This is a genomic window from Shewanella violacea DSS12 (assembly GCF_000091325.1).
GTDB classification, from domain to species: Bacteria; Pseudomonadota; Gammaproteobacteria; order Enterobacterales; family Shewanellaceae; genus Shewanella; species Shewanella violacea.
Genome location: NC_014012.1, coordinates 326,166 through 346,459, shown reverse-complemented (window position 1 = coordinate 346,459; position 20,294 = coordinate 326,166). Strand labels below are relative to the sequence as shown.

Genomic DNA, 20,294 nt, shown 5'->3' with positions numbered 1-20,294 from the left:
TTACTGCCCTTGTTCCGTTGCAACTTGCTCTTCGGGATACCAACGATCTAGCAGTTCTTTTGAACGCTGCAGCTCATTTGTCCAGGTATCGGCACCGACAACTGTAGGTTTCAATAAGATAACCAATTCGGTTTTCTTCAATGATTTAGATCGGTTAGTAAACAGTTCACCAAGCAGAGGAATATCGCCTAATAAAGGAACCTTAGAGAGCAGCTCTATGTTCTCACTCTTCATCAGGCCACCAATCACCACCACATCGCCACTTCTGGCCATGATAACTGTATCCGATTCACGAATATCACTCTGGGCCAAAGGTAATTCCAGTGTGCTATCAGAGATTTTAATCGTTTTAGTCTGCTCCTTAATACTGATAACCGATGGGTGAATATGCAGTAAAACATTTCCCTCACCATCGATCTGTGGTGTCACATCCAGGGCGATACCGGAGAAAAATGGGGTCAATTCAACCTCGGGCGTAGTAATTGGTGTATTACCCGCTACAGTCGTCGACGACACATCGGTAACGAAATATTCATCGGTACCCACCTTAATGACGGCCTTTTGATTATTTAATGCCGTGACTCGTGGACTCGAGAGCACATCTACATCACCTTGGGTATCGAGCAAATTGATCATGGCAGCAAAATCGGTACCGGAGAACTTGAGTGAAGTCACCCCACCTATCACACTGGTGATCTGATCCGACAAACTATTTCCACCAGACGATGTACCAAATTCAATATTAGTATCACCCACATGGCCTAAAACATTCTGCCAATTGATCCCTTGCTGATAACCGTCAGACAAGGTGACCTCTAAAATCTTAGCCTCTATGATCACCTGTCGCTGTAGATGAGTCTCGGCAGTTTTCAAGAAGCTTCGTACCTGCCTCAACTCATTTGGATAGGCACGAACAGTCACTAATCCGGCTTGAGGTGTAATAACGACCTGGCGTCCACCCCCGGTTTTACCCACAATCGATACTAGGGTCTCTTTTAACTCTCCCCAGAAATTACTCTTAGTCGTCGAACGAATGAAGGTACCGTTAGTCGTTTCATTGCTACTACTACTCGAGCCGGAGCTGTTATTAGACGAGTTATTACCGCTACTACTATTGTTGTTACTCGAACTCGAATTGCTATTGTCTGAAATTCGACCTGAGTTCACCGAAGTCAAAGACAGACCATGACGCTCCATGTACAGGTAATTCAAAGGAAATGTCTCGGTGCGCATACCTGCGGGATAGATACGTAAAATTCTCCCCATGCGACTCACTTCATAGCCATAGATATCTTCGACAACTTGAAGGGCTTCACTCAAGGTCACTCCCTTGAGGGATAAAGAGATATTACCTGTCACATCTGGATGTACGGCAACACTCAAGGGCGTACCTTGTACCAGACTGGGAAAGAAGATCTTCGCATCGACATCATGAGCTGACACATCGAAACGACGCTCGGCTCTACGGCTTGGTTCTAATCCGGCCAGTAACTCAGCAGAAGCGAGTTCCTTCTGAATAGACTCAGGCATTTTTGCCGGAGGAGGCGTGGCCCGTTTGTTAGATGCTGTTTGTACCGACTCAAGCAAAGCCTCTTTAGCGGCCACTGGCTCGGGTCTATCGGTTGTTTGACACGCGACCAACAACAGAGTTAACAGAGGCGTTATAACTTTTAGCGCATTCATTTATTTTAATTTCCCTTTGACTCTGTTATCACCTGATACATGGTTAATTTACGCTCATCTGATAACGAAACTGAATTATTCTCGATAGCTGTGATACGCACACCTTGAACCCGGTCCCCAACTTGGTAGATTTTATTATTAATCACAGCATGGGATGCCGATCCCGCCTTGATCACGCTATTGAGTACCAAGTCACTGCCATGACTCGACACCGAAGACCTGACGATCTGGGAGCCATAACCCGGTCGGGTCGGATCCCTTAATGTCTCAGCCTGTGCACTCGTCATAAATAACATCAGCAATGCAATAAGCGGGCTAACCTTGAGTAGCGACACTGATAAAGTCCTTATTGATGCTTAAGGTATAGAGCTCCAGCACGACATTCGCAGTAGGATACTCATGGACCTTATAATCTATTTCCTTCCAATACAGCTTACTGGGCATTCCTTCTACGGCTTCCATAAACTTAAGAACAGAGAAGTAATCCCCCTCTAGAGTCAAACGGATCCCATGACTGTATAGGTTCATCTTCTTATCTTCCCCGATGGCGAGCAAGGGAGTTGGTGCTATCGATGTGAATTCATGTAGTGTGATGCCGGTGACCTTGCCCAGTAACTCGCTCAATAGCGCAGGCATATGATTAGCCGGTACCATATCAACCATCTGAAAAGACAGCTGTTCATCTAAACTTTCGTCTTGTCGCTTCAAGACTTTCAAGCGATTGTTATATTCATCATTAGGATTTTGCGCTAACCGCTGCTGATACAGATCTATCTGCTGCAATGAAACCTTATTCTCACTAGCAATGGCTTTATTCTGCTTAACCAGAGACAGATGTTCTAGCAACAATGACTCGAGCGGAAGGTAGCTGAGCATGCCTATCACAACCAAGACAGCACTCGCCACCATGACTCTTTCTCTTTGGCTCAGCACATCGAATTTAGCGGCCCATTCATTCCATTTTTGCTTCACTTAGACTCCCCGATTTCAGCCTTGGTGGTCAAGATAAATGCTAACGGTTGATCTTTACCCCGACTCATTGCCATAGTCGCAAAAGCATGGCCTGTTAGTGTTTCTGTCGACTTGAGGCGTTCGACCCATAAGGGGACACCATTAGGCGCTGAGCTAAAACCCTCGAAGATGTATTCATTATTTTCAACCCTAATGCGGTTGAGCCAGATATTGCTATTGGCTACACGAGCGAGATCTTTAAACAACATAGAGTATCCATGGCTAGTAAGCGCCTCTCGTTGACTCAGCTCACCTATGAGCATCTGTTTGAGTTCAACTTGCTGAGAGAGGAGCTCCACCTGATCCACGAGTTTGGCATCGGGAGCACGTTTTGCCATTGCCACTTCCAGGTTTTTCTTCTGTCTATCCAGATTAGCTTTTTGCTTAGCCAGCTCGGCCTTATTTGTCTCCAATCCCGACACTAGGACGTAGGTCGCTAAGTTCGTGATTCCAAACAGGACCAGCATAAAAATTAATGTCTGAGTCAAACGCTTAAAGCTGAGCCTTAACACAGGTGGCAATAAGGTATCTGAAAACAGATTGACTCTCGTCTTCAAGGTCATGTCTGTACTCCTGATTCTCTAGTATCGACACGGTAAAACTCACCACAAGTTAGCAGGGCAATCTTTGCCTCAACGGTATCAATAGCCATTGCATTAACCTTCTGGTCGAAGTTTGCGCTAACTAATTCTGCTAGCTTATCGACTTGGCCATTAATGAGTAATTCAATCGAAACCACAGGTGCTTGACGAAGTTGGCTCTCGAAATAATCCATTGAACGCTGTAACTCTAAACTTAAGCTATCGACCATTCCCATGGCTAAATCATCGACACTCACTGTATCTAGCTTATTAAAGCCACGCACCCGTCGTTGCATGTAAAGTTGCCCCTGTTTTACTACGGTCAACAATAATTCCTGCCCTGGGGTATGACACAGGATCAATCTAGCTTGATTATCTTGCTCAAAAAGTCCGGTAACAGCCATCTCTTCGATGCTGATCCCTAAAACTTGCAAATGATGCTCTTGAGCAGCCAAAACCATAGCGGATAATCTCGCCCTCTCGGTCACGACAACACTTAACTTAGTGCTATTGGGCAATGGTGAATCGAAATAATCTATATGGAGATCGGTTACCGCTTGCGTCACCATATCTTTGACTGACCAAAGTAATGCCTGAGACATCTCATTAGGTTCGACGTTAGGTTTATCGACAATTAACAATTGATAAAATGAGGAACACAGAGTTATGTGTAGCTGGGCTGATTTGAATTGCTTAGCAATCGAAGCGAATACAGAGGACCAATTTGAACCATTAAACGCAAATTCATGGGTAATACTTTCGGTTTCAAGCCTCTCACCCACATGAGATTCAGTTTCGGTAGACGAGATGCCATCTGAGTTGTTGGCTTGGTACACCACAAGTTTATCCGGACAAACATAGATGCCAAGTTCGAGTTTCGAATTGCTGTTTTGCCAGAAGGCCAATCTAGTTAAAAGACTCTTTTCCATTTAAATAATGCCCATAACCTCATTTATCATGTGCCAACTCACACCTTATGATTAAGGTATTGGAGTCCATAAAACTGGAGCTATATTCGCGAAATGACAAGAAGGCCCTATCGATAATCAACAAACCAAGTAAATGTCAAAACACTTACACTTATTGTAGCGACTAATACGTTAATTTTATAGAAAAAAACAAAATGAAAACAAGTATGGGGCAAGGTGCATCATATAAGCTGAATTTTTATACACGAACAGGCTAAAATTGAAACACTTGTTAATTCTACTGCTTGAGGAGGAGCATAATCTAGAGCCCTGTCAATCTTTTACATACCAGGCTATATTTCTTCGACTGGCTCACTGAACAAGCTTCCCTGCCCAGCACTCACACCTAAAATCTTCAGGGTCTGCCACTCCTCGAAAGATTCTATTCCCTCGGCAAAGACTTGAACCTCAGTTCGATATAAGCCTCCGATAAGACTACGAACAAATAACTGATTTTCTTGACGAAGGTGTATTTGCGTCACGATTGAACGATGAAGTTTTATCAGATCAAAATGACACTCTTTAATGTATTGAGTACTTACAACCTGTTGACCCACACGGTCGACACATAAGCTTGCGCCCATTTTCTTAATCATATTCAGCTTAGGTTTCAGCTGTTCCTTGTGATGCACTACTATGTCTTCATTTATCTCGAAGATCAGTCTGGAGGTAAGATGTCGATACTCTAATAGGGTCGTTTTGAGCCAGCGGATAAATGCCCGACTCATCAAGGTATCTAAGCTAAGGTTGATGCTAAACTTGGTAATTTTATCCTTAGGGTTGGAGAGGAGATCAAACAGTACAGTCTCAATAACCTGACGCTCAAACTGAGGTGTCAGACCACATTTTATCGCCATAGGAATATACAGTGTGGCTCTAATCAGGTTGTTTTTATTATCACGTATTCGACTGGATACCTCTAAATGATGAGTGTCCATATCACTGTCGACCACAGGCTGAGAGAAGACCACTAAACGCTTATTTACCAGGGCATATTCAAGAAAACTGCGCCACCTGACCGATCCCCTTGCCAACTCTTCATCTACGGCACCCTTGTCATACATAAACCAACCACTGCTTCCCTGAAATTGAGCGGCCCTAAGCGCTCTCTCTGACTCGTCAAGCAGCTGTTCCTTAGTATCACCGACTTTAAAATAAGCGGCGCCGATATGAAAAAAATCTTCGCTATTTTGTGTCTCGGGAACATTTTGACTCAAGCACACCTTAAGTAATTTAGCGGCTAATTTTTCAACGTCTTTTAAGGAAATTTGCGGCACCACTATGGCAAACTGATTAAAGGATCGTCGAGAAAAAATACTGTTAGCCTGACTGTCTAAGATCTGAGTAATATCACTAATGGTCTGATGTAGCATCTCATCTATTGAGTCCTCACCAAGCTCTTGCTGCAGCAAGTCCATATCTTCCATCTCGAGTAAAAACAGCACACCGGGGGCCATCATGCCCTTATCGTTACTCAAGGCATCGAGACGATTCTTAAGAAATAGGCGATTTCCGATGCCAGTTTCCGGGTCCAAAAACGTATTGGAACGGATAAATTGATCGAATCTGGCTCTCTGCTTCTGTGCATCATCTAGCTCTAGCAAAAGATGTGTCAGGGCACGATTTATCATTCTCGGCCTACCGTCCCCTCTCTCGGCTAAGGCCTTATCGTACTCGTTCTCTAATATCAGTTTACTGCGCACCGCAAGATCTTCTATACCCAGCAGCTGCATCGATAACCATCTGTGACCGAAGAAAACAAATACTAAAATAGAAAGTAAACCCATGACTAAGATGGAGAACTCATACCAGGAGAATGAGTCCATATTAAATGGCTGAGGTAAGGTGATCACTAAGGTGAGATTATCTTCTTTGAGCAGCACTTTCTTATAGGTGAGCATGCCAACACCAGATTTATCTGCTCCATACTCATAGAGTGTTTTACCTTCGGCGCTCAAGGTCAAACTCACTGCGTTATATCCGGTTAAAATTGAAGGGAGCCAGCTAGAGAGGGATTTATTGCCATCATGCTCATAATGATAAATAAGCATAGACTCGAGTTCAGTCACTTTTTGTTGCTGAAATTTATAGGTTAATTGAGTGAAGCTGAACAGGGCAACTAGCAGAAAAACCAATGCTACAGCTGCCAGAGAAAGTAACCAAAAACCGGTCAATTTATTAGTTAGAAGTCGTGTTAGTTTCATTATCCGCTTCCGCAAAATTTATTATTTTCATTAAAATCGAAAGCAAACCTAAGCTTGTGACAACTGAATTCGATCCATCGCTTAGAAGATAGAAAATAAGCTCTATCTAAAATCCCACAATACAAACAAATCCTTCACTCCACAATATTTGAATAATTTTAAAGCTGAAGGTTTATAGGCCATAAATTATAACGCCTAAGGTCCAGACACAAAAAAGGGGCCTAAGGCCCCCTTTAATATCAAGGAAAACAAACTTAACTCATATAGTTTTCTGGTAGCTCGGTAATCACAGCTACACCTGAATCGATTGCCGCTTGGGCCACTGCTTTAGCCACATTCGAAAGTAAACGTGGATCCATAGGTTTAGGAATTACATAGTCCGGACCGAAGCTCAATGAGGTTACATCGGGATACGCTGCGAGTACAGATGCAGGAACCTCTTCCTTAGCCAGTGCGGCTATGGCATGTACCGCAGCTATCTTCATCTCATCATTGATCTTAGACGCACGAACATCCAATGCACCACGGAAGATGAATGGGAAACAAAGTACATTGTTCACCTGATTCGGATAATCACTACGTCCCGTACCCATAATCAAATCTTTACGAACATTATGAGCAATTTCAGGTTTGATTTCAGGATCAGGATTTGAACAAGCGAAGATGACAGGCTTATCAGCCATCAAGGCGACATCTTCTGCACCTAGAACGTCGGGACCAGATAGTCCTAAGAAGGCATCGGCGCCTTTAATCACGTCTTGTAGAGTACGCTTGTCAGTATTGTTAGCAAATAAAGCCTTATACTCGTTAATATCTTCACGGCGAGCATGAATAACGCCTTTTCTATCGAGCATATAAACATTTTCACGCTGCACGCCACACTTAACCATCATGGTCATACAAGCAATAGCCGCCGCTCCGGCACCCATACAGACAATGACAGCATCTTCCATAGACTTGCCCTGGATCTCTAAGGCGTTGATCATACCCGCGGTAGTCACAATCGCTGTACCGTGTTGATCGTCATGAAAAACAGGAACACTACAACGCTCAATAAGCGCCTTCTCTATCTCAAAACACTCCGGCGCCTTGATATCTTCCAGATTAATGCCACCGAACGTATCTGCAATCGCTTCAACCGTGTTGATGAACTCTTCAGTGGTACGATGTTTAACTTCAATATCAGTCGCATCTATGTTGGCAAAATGCTTAAACAGCAGCGCCTTACCTTCCATAACGGGCTTAGAAGCCAGTGGGCCTAAGTTACCTAAGCCTAAGATAGCCGTACCATTGGTAATCACGGCTACCGTATTACCTTTTGCGGTATAGCGATAAGCATTATCTGGGTCCGCAGCGATTTCACGCACAGGCTCAGCAACACCCGGACTATAAGCCAAGGCCAGATCTAAACTAGTTTCAGCGGGTTTCGTCAGGCTAACCGCAGTTTTGCCTGGTACGGGGAACTCATGGTAATCGAGGGCTTGTTGGCGTAGATCTGACATTTTTTTAATCCTGAAAATGCGTCGGGTTAACTTATCGATGAGGTCTGTTTTAGCTCAAACCAGGTCCACCTTATTCGGTGTTCACCTAAGTGCTAAAGTAGGTACGATACTTGAAATGTCACACTTTTTAAACAAGATATTAGTAAAATTCAACTTCAGCCTCTAATTGTCAGCCTAAGGTCTATTTTGCAAACTTAACTTGGGCGGATAAGAGGTGATTAACTAGCATTTTTTGTAGGAATAATACAACGAACTACGGCTGACAACTGATTTTCAAGCCGCTTTAGGTTAAAAATGTTGCTAAACTTACTAGAATCATCCCTAGGTATACCAATATCGAATTTGTTATCCAAATTACTCCTAAATGAAGACCCTTTCTTTAAAAATCACTTACAACTCCTCTTACCTGTCTCCAGCAGTTCAAATCAGCACTAATTTAGCTTATCGACTGACCTATCTGTAGAAAATGGTGTGCCTCATTTGGCAAAAGGATTGTGTCTGTTCAGGGAATTGAAAATCAACTAGTGGGAGTATGGCTAATCAAACGCGCACACATTTAGGTAAGTCTGTGGTAATAAGAAAATTTAGGCACAAAAAAGGCGCCATATAGGCACCCTTTTAGTTCGATATAAAATAACTTTAAATAAAAGTTACTTCTTACCAAGAGCACCGAAGCGCTTGTTGAACTTATCGATACGTCCACCAGTGTCCACAATTTTCTGTGTACCAGTGTAGAATGGGTGACATGCACCACATACGTCCAAGTGCAGTGACTTACCAGCAGTTGAATTTATCTTGATAACGTTACCACAAGTACAAGTTGCAGTGATTTCTGCATAATCAGGATGAATGCCTGTTTTCATTTGGATTACCTCAAGTTGAAGGCCATGTCGCTCTCCCAACCCGAAGTCGGACACCACATGCGATTAATAGAATATTCAGGCGCAAAATACTACAGGATTTAAAAAAATATGCAAGAGTAAAAACCTAACTTCGCACTGACCATATTCCTATGTTTTTATTTGTCCCTTAGATTAGCAATTGGCTCCAGGTGTCATCCCCGAAGAAAACGCCGCTCTTGGTCCTACAATGCCTCAAACGTTTGCTTCGCCATCTTATGATTCGAATATTTGGCTCTCAATGTTTGCGAAGGGCAACGCAGTAAAGCATCGGCTCGCAGACCATTAATGTCACCTTGGTTGAAGGCTTTAGTATTTGCTTCAAAAATGGCAAGCATGGCACCGTAAGTACTTAGTCCCCAGGCTTTTCCATGTTCTGTCCCTATGCGCCAAAGTGTCATTGCTGGGGTGTGCTTAAGGGTACAGGACTTATCGTACAAAGAGTGCCGATATTGAGCAGGCTTGTTACCTCTGCCACTAGATAACTGAGTCGATGACTGACTCATGCTAGCTATTTTATACATTGAGCTCGGCGCTTCCGATGCTCTGCTCTCTATATTTAGGTGAGCAGCCGAAGACTTGGCGGCTAGTTCCTGTGATAAGTGTCGCCCTTTAAACAGGCTAAATACTTTTACATCTCGCCATTTATTGACCCGATACTCTCTGACTACTAAGGTCGCACTGGGATCCATCACGTCTTCAACCCCAGTAACTAGCAAGAGAAAATTATTAATAGGTTTGACCATTAGCCTTTCTTCGCCACTAGCCTGACGGACTACAAACTGCATCTTGTCCAGACTCGCATCCTGAGAAACGATATTGACTCTGAACTTGGGATAGCCACCTAAAATAAATTGCTGCTCATTGATACTTACGTGGGAAATGTGTGCATTAGCATAACCCGCCCCTATGAAGGGAGCGGCGATAAAAAGGATCAAGTACAGCGCTACTTTTATCATTTTTGTCATTGAGTTAATTCCTTTTTTATACCTATAGGTATTATATAACAGTAGCCCTAATCGAGCAGCCTAGGTACACTGTTTTTATTATTCATTCTTTAATTAAGCCTGCCTGTCTATGCCCCTGTTTGTTGAGGTTGCCCTACCCGTTCCTATGCGACAAACCTTCAGTTATAGCGTACCTGAATCCGTCACATCAGTGCCTGCACAGGGTATGAGAGTCAAAGTTCCCTTCGGTCGGCAGCAATTAATAGGTCTGGTTATTGGAACTTCCGATACATGTAACTTAGCACCTAATCAAATAAAATCTATCATTGAACTATTAGATGACGAGCCTTTACTACCTGATTCTTTATATAAACTCACAGTATGGGCAGCTAGATATTATTTCTGCAGTTTAGGCCAAATGCTGTCTCAGGCCCTTCCAGTCGCACTGCGCAAAGGTGCCGAAGTCACTGCCGACACCACGATTTTTTGGTCATTGACCACCTCAGGAAATGCAGCATCATTAGACACGCTAAAACGGGCTCCGGCACAGAAAAAGGTAATAGAAGCGCTACTCAAAACCGAAATGACCCAAGAAGAGCTCACCAGCTTAGCCTTGAGTAAGCCGGCAATGAAGGCCTTACAAGATAAAGGCTGGATAGCTAAACATGAGCGCACTAACAAGATAGATCTCAGTTGGCGAGATAATCTTGAGCTAGGCGAAGAACCATTAACGCTCAACCCCGAGCAGGCAGTGGCCGTAGCAACTCTCAATCAGCAATCTGGCTACCACTGCACCTTGCTCGAGGGCATCACAGGCTCAGGTAAAACCGAGGTCTACCTCGCCTTACTCGAATCTGTACTTAAGCAAGGCAAGCAGGCACTAATTTTAGTTCCAGAGATAGGCCTGACCCCGCAAACCATCAGTCGATTCAAGAGCCGCTTCAAGGTTAAGGTCGCGGTTATTCACTCGGGATTAACCGACAACCAAAGGTTAACGGCATGGCGTCAAGCCAAAACAGGCGAAGCCGCCATCATCATAGGCACACGCTCGGCGCTCTTCACCCCGATGGCTTATCCGGGGACAATAATTTTAGACGAGGAGCACGATTCAAGCTTTAAACAACAGGAAGGTGTCGGCTATCATGCTCGTGACCTAGCAGTCATGCGCGGTCATCTCGAGAAAATTCCGGTACTGCTCGGCACCGCAACTCCATCATTGGAGAGCCTGCAAAATGCACTCAGTGGACGCTACAAGCACCTTGAATTAGGCCAAAGAGCGGGCAATGCCGAGAAAGTCCGTCAGGGCATTATCGATATTAGTAACCAGCCTCTAAAAACCGGTATGTCTCACGCCCTACTCAACGAGATACGGATCCATCTGGATGCGGGTAACCAGGTACTCCTGTTCCTCAACCGTAGAGGGTTTTCACCCGCCTTGCTATGCCATGAATGTGGCCACCTCCACGAATGCGATCGCTGTGACGCCTTCTTTACCGTGCATCAATCCCTGGGAGAGATACGTTGTCACCACTGTGGCAACCATTACGCAATTCCACGTCAGTGCCATAACTGTGGCAGCACCATGTTGATGGGCCAAGGCGTTGGTACAGAGCAGCTCGCCGAGGCATTAGAAAAAGAGTTCCCTAAATACCCTGTAGTTCGCATCGATCGCGATACAACCAGCAGAAAGGGCGCACTGGAAGGTCATCTCAATGCCATCCATAAGGGGGAGTATAAGATACTAGTGGGCACTCAGATGTTAGCTAAGGGCCACCACTTCCCCGATGTCACCTTAGTAGGTTTACTGGATGTTGACGGTGCCCTATTCAGTGCCGACTTCAGAGCGCCGGAACGTTTTGGGCAACTTTATACCCAAGTTTCAGGACGAGCGGGACGAGCCAGAAAACCAGGCACAGTGCTGATGCAGACGCATCAAGCCAATAACGCCATCTTGCGTGAGCTAATGCATAAAGGTTATGGCGAGTTTGCCAGAGCACAGCTCAATGAACGTAAACAAGCACTATTACCACCAGCCTGGCATATGCTGTTGATACGCGCCGAAGCCCACCTGGCCATAGATGCCGATAACTTTCTTTCTCAAGTCGCTCAATTTCTGCCTCAAAACGAAGAGTGCGAAGTCATAGGCCCCATGCCAGCCCCTATGGACAAAAAAGCAGGTAAATATCGCAGGCATCTGATTTTTCAAACCAAATCAAGAAATCTGCTGCAACAGGCATTCGAACATGCCTTGCCTCAAATTGAAGCTCTTCCCCTAGCTAAACGCTGTCGCTGGAGCTTAGACAGAGATCCACAAGATCTGCTGTAGGTTAAATTAAGCATAATTCACATAAAAATTCGATTTAATTGACTCAAGATATAGCAATTGACCACCAGTAGCGGCTAAGATATGCGGTTACTCCTAAACCTTTTTATCATTAGTAAGTACCAATTAGACGCCAATGAAATCACATATTCAATCTTTGCTCATCCAAGCCCTCGATGTCCTTAAACAACAAGAGGTAATCCCCACTGATTTTGAAGCTCGAATTCAGGTGGACCGAACCAAAGATAAAACTCATGGTGATTTCGCTACTAACTTGGCGATGATGCTGACTAAAACAGCCCGTAAGAATCCCAGAGAAATAGCTCAGTTAATTATCGATAGCCTGCCTCAAGACAGTCAGGTGGCGAAAGTTGAGATAGCGGGTCCCGGATTTATCAACTTCTTCATCGATGAAAACGCTTTAGCCAATCAACTCATGGCAGCACTAAAGGATGACCACTTAGGCATCAGTCTGCCTGAGCAGCAAACCATAGTTGTCGATTACTCTTCGCCAAACTTAGCTAAAGAGATGCATGTTGGCCATCTACGTTCGACCATTATTGGTGACAGTGTAGTACGCGCCCTGGAATTTCAAGGCCACAAGGTCATACGTCAAAACCATGTGGGTGACTGGGGAACTCAGTTCGGCATGCTACTGGCTTATATGGAAGAGCTACGCGCTAAAAATGGTGAGCAAGCTCAGATGGAATTGTCTGATCTAGAGACCTTCTATCGCGCCGCTAAAGTACGTTTCGACGAGTCTGAAGAATTTGCAGTCCGCGCCCGTAAACTTGTAGTATCACTGCAATCTGGCGATGAGTATTGCAACAAACTTTGGCGCGAATTTAACGACATATCTCTTAATCATTGTCATGACGTTTATGCACGTTTGGGCGTCAGCCTGACCCGTGAAGATGTGCGGGGCGAGAGTGCTTACAACGCAGATCTGGTTGAAGTGGTTAAGGAGCTAGATACACAAGGACTCTTGTCTGAGAGTAACGGCGCTAAAGTCGTCTTTCAGGATGAATTCAAGAATAAAGAGGGCGACCCTCTACCCGTTATCATACAAAAAGCAGACGGCGGTTACCTGTATGCTACCAGTGATATGGCGGCCATGAGCTACCGCTCCAAGGTGCTTAATGCTGATAGGGTGCTCTATTTTGTCGATCTACGTCAGGCGCTACACTTCCAGCAAGTCTTTAAATTAGCCCGTAAGGCAAACTTTGTTCGTCCAGAACTCAGTTTAGAGCATATGGGTTTCGGTACCATGAATGGTGCAGACGGTCGCCCGTTTAAGACTCGCTCCGGTGGTGTGGTTAAACTAGTCGACCTGCTGGCCGAAGCCGATATCCGCGCATTGGAACTGGTTCGCAGCAAGAATCCAGATATGGATGAGGCTGAGCTAGAGAAGATAGCTAAAGTTGTCGGGATCAGCTCGGTCAAATATGCCGATCTGTCTAAGAACCGTACCAGCGATTACATCTTCAGCTTCGAGCAGATGCTCAGCTTCGAAGGTAATACAGCCCCTTACCTACTCTATGCTTACACTCGTGTCATAGGTATCTTTAAACGTGCCGAAGATATAGACCTAAGCCAAGCTAAGATCCTTCTAGAGCACGACAAAGAGAAAAATTTAGGCAATAAACTCGCTCAGTTTGGTGAAGTCCTGTCTCGCATGGTATCAAAGGGCCAACCCCATGCCATGTGTGCTTATCTGTTTGAACTTGCCGGCGCCTTCTCTAGCTTCTATGAAGCCTGCCCGGTTCTGGCAGCTGAAACTGAAGAGCAGAAGAAGAGTCGCCTGCTCATAGCAAAACTTACGGCTAAAACACTTAAGCAAGGTCTTGATCTGCTTGGTATCGAAACCTTAGACCGCATGTAACTAGACGGTATTTCAATACTATGACAAATCGCGATTACGCTAATAGAAAGCCTTCCCGAAAAGGTAAGGCTAAATCTAAAACCACACGCAGAAAGAGTAAGGCGCCTGCACCCAGACGCTTTCCGCTGGTCTTATTGTTGGTGACCCTTGGCCTAGTTACTGGCTTTGGTTACTTCCTTTGGACCATAAATAACAGTGCTAAGGATCTTGATGAAGGCGAAGCAGCTGTGGCTGAACAAAGCGTCGTCAAGCCCACTCAGAAGAAAGATCCCAAGGCTCTTCCTCCTAAACCGAAAGAAAAGTGGACCTATCAAAAAGAACTGGTAAATATGAAAGTTGAGGTCGATATTCCCGAGGTTAGTGGGCCAGCTCATCGCTATAGAATGCAATGTGGCTCTTTCAGAACTCAGCCTCAAGCGGATGCCATGAAAGCTGTCATTGCCTTCCAGGGATTAGACTCAAATATAACTAAGGCTAAAGGCACCACAGGTGACTGGTATAAGGTCAGCTTAGGCCCATACGATCGCAAGCGTCTGGCAGAAAAGCACAGACACGTATTACAGAAAGCCGGCATAAATGGCTGTTTCTTGATGTTTGTAAACTAGTAATTAGTCATACTAACAAGCCCGTAGTTGAGTAGAAGCTTAACTGCGGGCAAATTAAATGACACGATCCAATAGTCAAATCTGACACCTTAGCCACTCACAAGCTATTTTGCTTTTTCCATACTTAATCCTTGATATTTCACTCACTCCCCCCCATATATTCTTTATCACCCACTGATGCCATTGCTGCATCAGTTTGAGAAGAGGATTCATTAGTGACCACAATCGTATCAGTTCGCCGTAATAACCAGGTCGTCATCGCCGGAGATGGCCAAGTATCACTTGGTAATACCGTGATGAAAGGTAATGCCAGAAAAGTTCGTCGCCTATATCACAACAAGGTCCTGGCAGGTTTTGCTGGTGGTACCGCAGATGCTTTTACCCTATTCGAACGCTTCGAAGCCAAGTTAGAGATGCATCAGGGACATCTGATGAAAGCCGCCGTCGAGATGGCAAAAGACTGGCGTAGCGATAAGATGCTACGTAAATTAGAGGCTCTTTTGGCAGTAGCCGATAGCGAGTGCTCGCTGATCATCACTGGTAATGGTGATGTAATACAGCCAGAAGGCGATCTTATTGCTATCGGATCCGGTGGACCATTCGCCCAATCTGCGGCTACGGCTCTGCTTGAGAATACTGAACTGACAGCAACTGAGATAGCTGAGAAGTCACTCACTATCGCCGGTGGTATCTGCGTATTCACCAATCAGTTCAAGACTATCGAAGAATTAAATTACTGATCTCGAGTCGCTTACTTGCAAGAACCAATAACAAGTAATAGCTCTAGAGCAAATGCTGAGATGCATGAGGAAAATATATGTCTGAAATGACTCCACGTGAGATTGTCCATGAGTTAGACAGTCACATCATAGGCCAACAGAATGCCAAGCGCGCAGTGGCCATCGCCCTGCGTAACCGCTGGCGTCGTATGCAACTCGATCCCGATCTACGTCAAGAAGTGACGCCAAAAAACATCTTGATGATCGGCCCGACTGGTGTCGGTAAAACCGAAATTGCTCGTCGTCTGGCTAAACTGGCAAAGGCACCTTTTATCAAGGTTGAAGCCACCAAGTTCACCGAAGTGGGCTATGTGGGTAAAGAAGTTGAACAGATCATCCGTGATCTTACCGATTCAGCCGTTAAGCTGACTCGTGAAGAGCACATGAAGAAATCTAAAGTCAAAGCCGAAGAAGCCGCCGAGGAGCGGATTCTTGATGCTTTGCTGCCTAAGCCTAAAGAAGATTGGGACAATGAGAAGCCAGATGACTCAGGTACTCGTCAAATCTTCCGCAAGAAGCTGCGTGAGGGACAACTGGACGATAAAGAGATAGAGATAGATGTCTCCGCACCTCAGACCGGCATAGAGATCATGTCACCTCCAGGTATGGAAGAGATGACTAACCAACTCCAGAGCATGTTCCAAAATATGGGACCCGGTGCCAGTAAGCGTCGTAAGATGCCGATCAAGGAAGCCTACAAGCTGATGATCGAAGAGGAAGCGGCTAAACTCGTCAACCAAGAAGATATGAAAGAACAGGCTATCGAACTGGTTGAGCAGCACGGTATCGTCTTCCTCGATGAGATCGATAAGATCTGTAGACGCGGTGAAAGCACAGGCCCAGATGTCTCACGGGAAGGTGTACAGCGTGATTTACTGCCTCTCGTCGAAGGTTGTACGGTTAATACCAAGCACGGCATGGTTAAAACCGACCATATCCTGTTTATCGCCTCAGGTGCTTTCCAGATGTCTAAGCCATCGGATCTTATCCCTGAGCTTCAGGGACGCCTGCCAATTCGTGTCGAACTACAAGCTCTGACAGCCGATGACTTTAAGCGCATCTTAACCGAGCCACACGCATCATTGACAGAGCAATACGTTGCCTTGATGGCAACCGAAGGCGTAAAAATAGAATTTACCGTAGACGGTATCGAAGCTATTGCCCAGGCTGCATGGCAGGTCAACGAGCGCACAGAGAATATCGGTGCTCGCCGATTGCATACTGTGATGGAACGCTTGATGGAAGAGCTATCCTACGGCGCCTCCGATAAATCCGGCACTGAGTCGGTGATCGATGCCAAATACGTCAAAGACCATCTCGATGAGCTGGTACAAGATGAAGATCTAAGTCGCTTTATTCTATAATGCGATTATAGGACCTAGGCACTCAAACCTAGGTCCTGATTTAGTAATATAGGTGCGTCACATAAATTTTTAACTTATGTTCTAGACTTTAGTTCCAAACCTGAATTTTTACACCACAGGCCAATATTATGACTTCCCCAGACTATAATCCGGTCGTTACAGCCCTCAAGCTTAAAAGAAAATCTCGCCTGCTAGAGGTAACCTTCGATGACGGTAAAACCTTTCAACTTAGCTGCGAGATCTTGCGTGTCTATTCCCCTTCGGCGGAAGTCCATGGCCACGGTAACCCTGTACTCGTCACCCACAAGAAGAACGTCAATATAAAGGCTCTGGATCCTGTGGGGAACTACGCGGTCAAGATAAGCTTCGACGATGGTCATGACACGGGTTTATTCTCATGGAAGGTACTATACGATCTCGCCACACATCAGGCCGATTTGTGGGCGCAATATCTCACCAGATTAAAAACAGAGAAAGCCAGCCGTGAGCCATTAATCGATATGCTGGTTAAGTATCATAATTAAGTTTTAAGTCAAAACAGCACACATAAAAAAAGCTAGATTCATATTTATGAATCTAGCTTTTTTGTTTCAGCTTAGTGCTCACAGAGCACTAAGGTCTTTGTGACTTTATACTGCCGACTGGAAGATAACCTCAGCCGCTTTTTCAGTATAAGACTGCATCTTATCGAAATTCAGGTAACGATAGGTATCGGCCGCAGTCGCGTCCAACTCTTTCGCATAAGTCTGATATTCATCGGCAGAAGGCAGACGACCCAGCAGAGCCGCAACTGCAGCTAGCTCGGCAGAAGCCAAGTAAACATTAGCACCTGTACCTAGACGGTTAGGGAAGTTACGCGTTGAAGTAGAGACCACAGTCGCACCTTCGGCAACACGTGCCTGGTTACCCATACATAGAGAACAACCAGGGATCTCGATGCGAGCGCCTACACGACCGAATATGGCGTAGTAGCCTTCTTCGGTAAGTTGGTCACGATCCATCTTAGTCGGTGGTGCGATCCATAAACGTGTCGGCAAGGTCGTAGCAAACTTATCCAGCATCTTACCCGTGGCACGGAAGTGACCTATGTTAGTCATACAAGAACCGACGAAGACTTCGTCAATCTTGGTGTCCTTAACATCTGATAGCAGTACCGCATCATCGGGATCGTTTGGAGCACAAAGAATAGGCTCTTTAATATCACTCAAATCGATTTCGATAACTGCCGCATATTCGGCATCGGCATCGGCTTCCAGTAACTCTGGGTTAGCTAACCAATCTTGCATCGCGATAATACGACGCTCGATGGTACGACGATCGCCATAACCTTCGGCAATCATCCACTTCAACATGACTATGTTGGAGTTTAGATATTCGATGATAGGCTCTTTATCCAGCTTGATGCTACAACCTGCAGCACTACGCTCGGCTGACGCATCTGACAATTCAAATGCCTGCTCAACCTTTAAGCTTTCTAGGCCTTCAATCTCAAGCACTCGGCCAGAGAAGAAGTTAACCTTACCTTGCTTCTCTACGGTCAAGAGACCCATGTCGATAGCTTTAAGTGGAATAGCGTGTACCAGATCACGTAGTGTGATACCCGGTTGCATTTCACCTTTGAAACGTACCAAAACAGATTCAGGCATATCCAGAGGCATAACACCTGTCGCCGCGGCGAAAGCCACTAGACCGGAACCCGCAGGGAAAGAGATACCAATTGGGAAACGAGTATGTGAATCACCACCTGTACCTACGGTATCAGGCAATAACATACGGTTTAACCAAGAGTGGATAACTCCATCACCTGGACGCAGTGATATACCGCCACGATTCATGATGAAATCAGGCAGCGTATGGTGAGTGTTCACATCCACAGGCTTAGGATAAGCCGCAGTGTGACAGAATGATTGCATAGTCAGATCGGCACTGAAACCTAGACAAGCCAGATCTTTAAGCTCATCACGAGTCATAGGACCGGTAGTATCTTGCGAGCCCACAGAAGTCATCTTAGGCTCACAGTATTGGCCCGGACGAATACCGGTAACACCACAGGCTTTACCAACCATTTTCTGAGCAAGGGTATAACCTTTGCCCGTATCGGCCACATCTTTTGGCAATACGAAGACCTTTGAATCCTCGAGCTTAAGCACTGCGCGAGCACGAGCGGTAAGACCACGTCCGATGATCAATGGAATACGGCCACCGGCACGAACTTCATCCATCAAGACTGCTGTCTTCAGGCTAAACTCTGAGATAACTTCATCGCTATCGTGACGCTTAACTATGCCTTGGTATGGGTAGATATCGATAACATCGCCCATGTCCATCTTGGTCACATCGAGTTCGATCGGTAGAGCACCAGCATCTTCCATGGTATTGAAGAAGATAGGAGCAATTTTACCACCGAGACAGAAACCACCACCGCGCTTGTTAGGTACATTAGGGATATCATCACCCATGAACCAAAGCACTGAGTTCGTTGCCGACTTACGTGAAGAACCCGTACCAACAACATCACCAACATAGACGAGTGGGAAACCTTTAGTCTTAAGTTGTTCAATTTCTTTGATAGGTCCGAGAGTGCCAGCCTCATCCGGTACGATACCGTCACGAGCATTCTTTAGCATAGCTAACGCATGCAAAGGAATATCAGGGCGAGACCAGGCATCGGGAGCCGGAGACAAGTCATCTGTGTTCGTTTCACCTGTTACTTTAAACACGGTGAGAGAGATCTTCTCAGCAAGCTTAGGACGATTGAGGAACCAATCGGCATCGGCCCATGCATGAACGACCTGCTTAGCAAATTCATTGCCTGCTTGCATCTTCTCAACCACATCATGAAAAGAATCAAACATCAATAAGGTTTTTGATAAGGCTTTTACAGCCAGTGGTGCCTGAGCTGTAACATCCAACTGAGCAATCAAGGGATCTATGTTATAGCCGCCCTGCATGGTGCCAAGCAGTTCAACGGCATGCGCCGAGGTTAGAATTGGCGATGTAACTTCACCGGTGGCCACAGCATCCAGGAAACCCGCTTTAACATAGGCGGCTTCATCTACTCCTGGTGGAATTCTATTCTCTAGCAGGTCGAGGATAAACGCCTCTTCTCCTGCAGGTGGGTTCTTAACGACTTCAACTAACTCGGCCACTTGATGGGCATCTAATGGCTTAGGGACTACGCCCTCTGAAGCACGTTCTGCGACGTGTTTACGATATGCTTCTAGCACGGCAACATTCCTCTTGTTATTTGGCGTTCTAACAACAAAACTGTACTTCCTAGTATTGAAAGCTAACAGTCCTGCAGGCTCAAGCGTTTTTCTGCTGATGATTATACTATAGCTCGACAAAAGTTTGAACCAGATCACATTCCTATCGAGTACCACTTTAGCTATTAACCTTACTTTTTTAAAGGCTTTTATTCTAGTTAATCTATAAATACCACAAATAACATAATCACAAGCTATTACTTAATAGGTAACGTATTGAATAATAGCAATTAAAGTTAAATAAAACCTTGTTATACATACTTGTAAATAGGGGTTTATG

At 45.2% G+C, this 20,294-nt stretch carries 16 protein-coding genes; 6 read left to right on the top strand and 10 right to left on the bottom strand.

Translation table 11 applies throughout. The annotated features are described in order from the left end of the window. From mshL to SVI_RS01335, 9 genes are all read right to left on the bottom strand, one after another. Nucleotides 1–1,683, bottom strand: a complete 1,683-nt coding sequence (mshL, locus tag SVI_RS01375) for a pilus (MSHA type) biogenesis protein MshL (protein ID WP_013049571.1) — start codon at nt 1,681–1,683, stop codon at nt 1–3. 5 nt (nt 1,684–1,688) lie between these two features. Continuing rightward, complete coding sequence (locus SVI_RS01370) at nt 1,689–2,018, bottom strand: hypothetical protein (protein ID WP_041419560.1); 330 nt, start codon at nt 2,016–2,018, stop codon at nt 1,689–1,691. After that, the gene (locus SVI_RS01365) at nt 1,999–2,655 is read right to left on the bottom strand and encodes a type IV pilus inner membrane component PilO (protein ID WP_013049569.1); all 657 of its coding nucleotides are present in this window, start codon (nt 2,653–2,655) and stop codon (nt 1,999–2,001) included. The genes SVI_RS01370 and SVI_RS01365 overlap by 20 nt, the downstream gene beginning before the upstream one ends. Further along, entirely contained in the window at nt 2,652–3,257 is a 606-nt protein-coding gene (locus tag SVI_RS01360) for a PilN domain-containing protein (RefSeq protein ID WP_013049568.1), read from the bottom strand. Before SVI_RS01360 ends, SVI_RS01365 begins: the two co-directional genes overlap by 4 nt. Beyond that, nucleotides 3,254–4,204: a hypothetical protein gene (locus tag SVI_RS01355; RefSeq protein ID WP_013049567.1), complete on the bottom strand. Its 951-nt coding sequence runs from the start codon at nt 4,202–4,204 to the stop codon at nt 3,254–3,256. Before SVI_RS01355 ends, SVI_RS01360 begins: the two co-directional genes overlap by 4 nt. A 332-nt stretch (nt 4,205–4,536) precedes the next feature. Further along, complete coding sequence (gene csrD / locus SVI_RS01350) at nt 4,537–6,447, bottom strand: RNase E specificity factor CsrD (protein WP_041419559.1); 1,911 nt, start codon at nt 6,445–6,447, stop codon at nt 4,537–4,539. Nucleotides 6,448–6,701: 254 nt separating this feature from the next. Further along, nucleotides 6,702–7,949 (bottom strand): malic enzyme-like NAD(P)-binding protein, encoded by a 1,248-nt coding sequence (locus SVI_RS01345; RefSeq protein ID WP_013049565.1) that lies wholly within the window; start codon nt 7,947–7,949, stop codon nt 6,702–6,704. 650 nt (nt 7,950–8,599) lie between these two features. Continuing rightward, nucleotides 8,600–8,812 (bottom strand): 50S ribosomal protein L31, encoded by a 213-nt coding sequence (rpmE, locus tag SVI_RS01340; RefSeq protein ID WP_005500300.1) that lies wholly within the window; start codon nt 8,810–8,812, stop codon nt 8,600–8,602. A gap of 221 nt (nt 8,813–9,033) precedes the next feature. Next, nucleotides 9,034–9,816, bottom strand: a complete 783-nt coding sequence (locus SVI_RS01335) for a LysM peptidoglycan-binding domain-containing protein (RefSeq protein ID WP_013049564.1) — start codon at nt 9,814–9,816, stop codon at nt 9,034–9,036. A 109-nt stretch (nt 9,817–9,925) separates the two neighbouring features. Between SVI_RS01335 and priA the strand changes: the two genes are divergently transcribed. The 6 genes from priA (at nt 9,926) to SVI_RS01305 (ending at nt 17,272) form a co-directional block, all read left to right on the top strand. Further along, a complete protein-coding gene (gene priA, locus SVI_RS01330) occupies nt 9,926–12,121 on the top strand; it encodes a primosomal protein N' (RefSeq protein ID WP_013049563.1) in 2,196 nt (731 codons plus the stop codon). 133 nt (nt 12,122–12,254) lie between these two features. Then, the gene (gene argS, locus SVI_RS01325; protein ID WP_013049562.1) at nt 12,255–14,000 is read left to right on the top strand and encodes an arginine--tRNA ligase; all 1,746 of its coding nucleotides are present in this window, start codon (nt 12,255–12,257) and stop codon (nt 13,998–14,000) included. A gap of 20 nt (nt 14,001–14,020) precedes the next feature. Continuing rightward, the gene (locus SVI_RS01320; protein WP_013049561.1) at nt 14,021–14,605 is read left to right on the top strand and encodes an SPOR domain-containing protein; all 585 of its coding nucleotides are present in this window, start codon (nt 14,021–14,023) and stop codon (nt 14,603–14,605) included. Between the two features lie 215 nt (nt 14,606–14,820). Further along, entirely contained in the window at nt 14,821–15,345 is a 525-nt protein-coding gene (gene hslV / locus SVI_RS01315; RefSeq protein WP_013049560.1) for an ATP-dependent protease subunit HslV, read from the top strand. Nucleotides 15,346–15,422: 77 nt separating this feature from the next. Further along, a complete protein-coding gene (gene hslU / locus SVI_RS01310) occupies nt 15,423–16,748 on the top strand; it encodes an ATP-dependent protease ATPase subunit HslU (protein WP_013049559.1) in 1,326 nt (441 codons plus the stop codon). A 128-nt stretch (nt 16,749–16,876) separates the two neighbouring features. Continuing rightward, complete coding sequence (locus tag SVI_RS01305) at nt 16,877–17,272, top strand: gamma-butyrobetaine hydroxylase-like domain-containing protein (RefSeq protein ID WP_013049558.1); 396 nt, start codon at nt 16,877–16,879, stop codon at nt 17,270–17,272. 105 nt (nt 17,273–17,377) lie between these two features. Here SVI_RS01305 and acnB read toward each other — a convergent pair whose 3' ends face one another. Further along, complete coding sequence (acnB, locus tag SVI_RS01300; protein ID WP_013049557.1) at nt 17,378–19,975, bottom strand: bifunctional aconitate hydratase 2/2-methylisocitrate dehydratase; 2,598 nt, start codon at nt 19,973–19,975, stop codon at nt 17,378–17,380. Between the last annotated feature and the right edge of the window lie 319 nt (nt 19,976–20,294).

Coding starts and splice junctions, on each gene's coding strand:
- mshL (WP_013049571.1), bottom strand. CDS start 1,683: ATGAATGCGCTAAAAGTTATAACGCCTCTGTTAACTCTGTTGTTGGTC.
- SVI_RS01360 (WP_013049568.1), bottom strand. CDS start 3,257: ATGACCTTGAAGACGAGAGTCAATCTGTTTTCAGATACCTTATTGCCA.
- SVI_RS01355 (WP_013049567.1), bottom strand. CDS start 4,204: ATGGAAAAGAGTCTTTTAACTAGATTGGCCTTCTGGCAAAACAGCAAT.
- csrD (WP_041419559.1), bottom strand. CDS start 6,447: ATGAAACTAACACGACTTCTAACTAATAAATTGACCGGTTTTTGGTTA.
- SVI_RS01345 (WP_013049565.1), bottom strand. CDS start 7,949: ATGTCAGATCTACGCCAACAAGCCCTCGATTACCATGAGTTCCCCGTA.
- rpmE (WP_005500300.1), bottom strand. CDS start 8,812: ATGAAAACAGGCATTCATCCTGATTATGCAGAAATCACTGCAACTTGT.
- SVI_RS01335 (WP_013049564.1), bottom strand. CDS start 9,816: ATGACAAAAATGATAAAAGTAGCGCTGTACTTGATCCTTTTTATCGCC.
- priA (WP_013049563.1), top strand. CDS start 9,926: ATGCCCCTGTTTGTTGAGGTTGCCCTACCCGTTCCTATGCGACAAACC.
- argS (WP_013049562.1), top strand. CDS start 12,255: ATGAAATCACATATTCAATCTTTGCTCATCCAAGCCCTCGATGTCCTT.
- SVI_RS01320 (WP_013049561.1), top strand. CDS start 14,021: ATGACAAATCGCGATTACGCTAATAGAAAGCCTTCCCGAAAAGGTAAG.
- hslU (WP_013049559.1), top strand. CDS start 15,423: ATGTCTGAAATGACTCCACGTGAGATTGTCCATGAGTTAGACAGTCAC.
- SVI_RS01305 (WP_013049558.1), top strand. CDS start 16,877: ATGACTTCCCCAGACTATAATCCGGTCGTTACAGCCCTCAAGCTTAAA.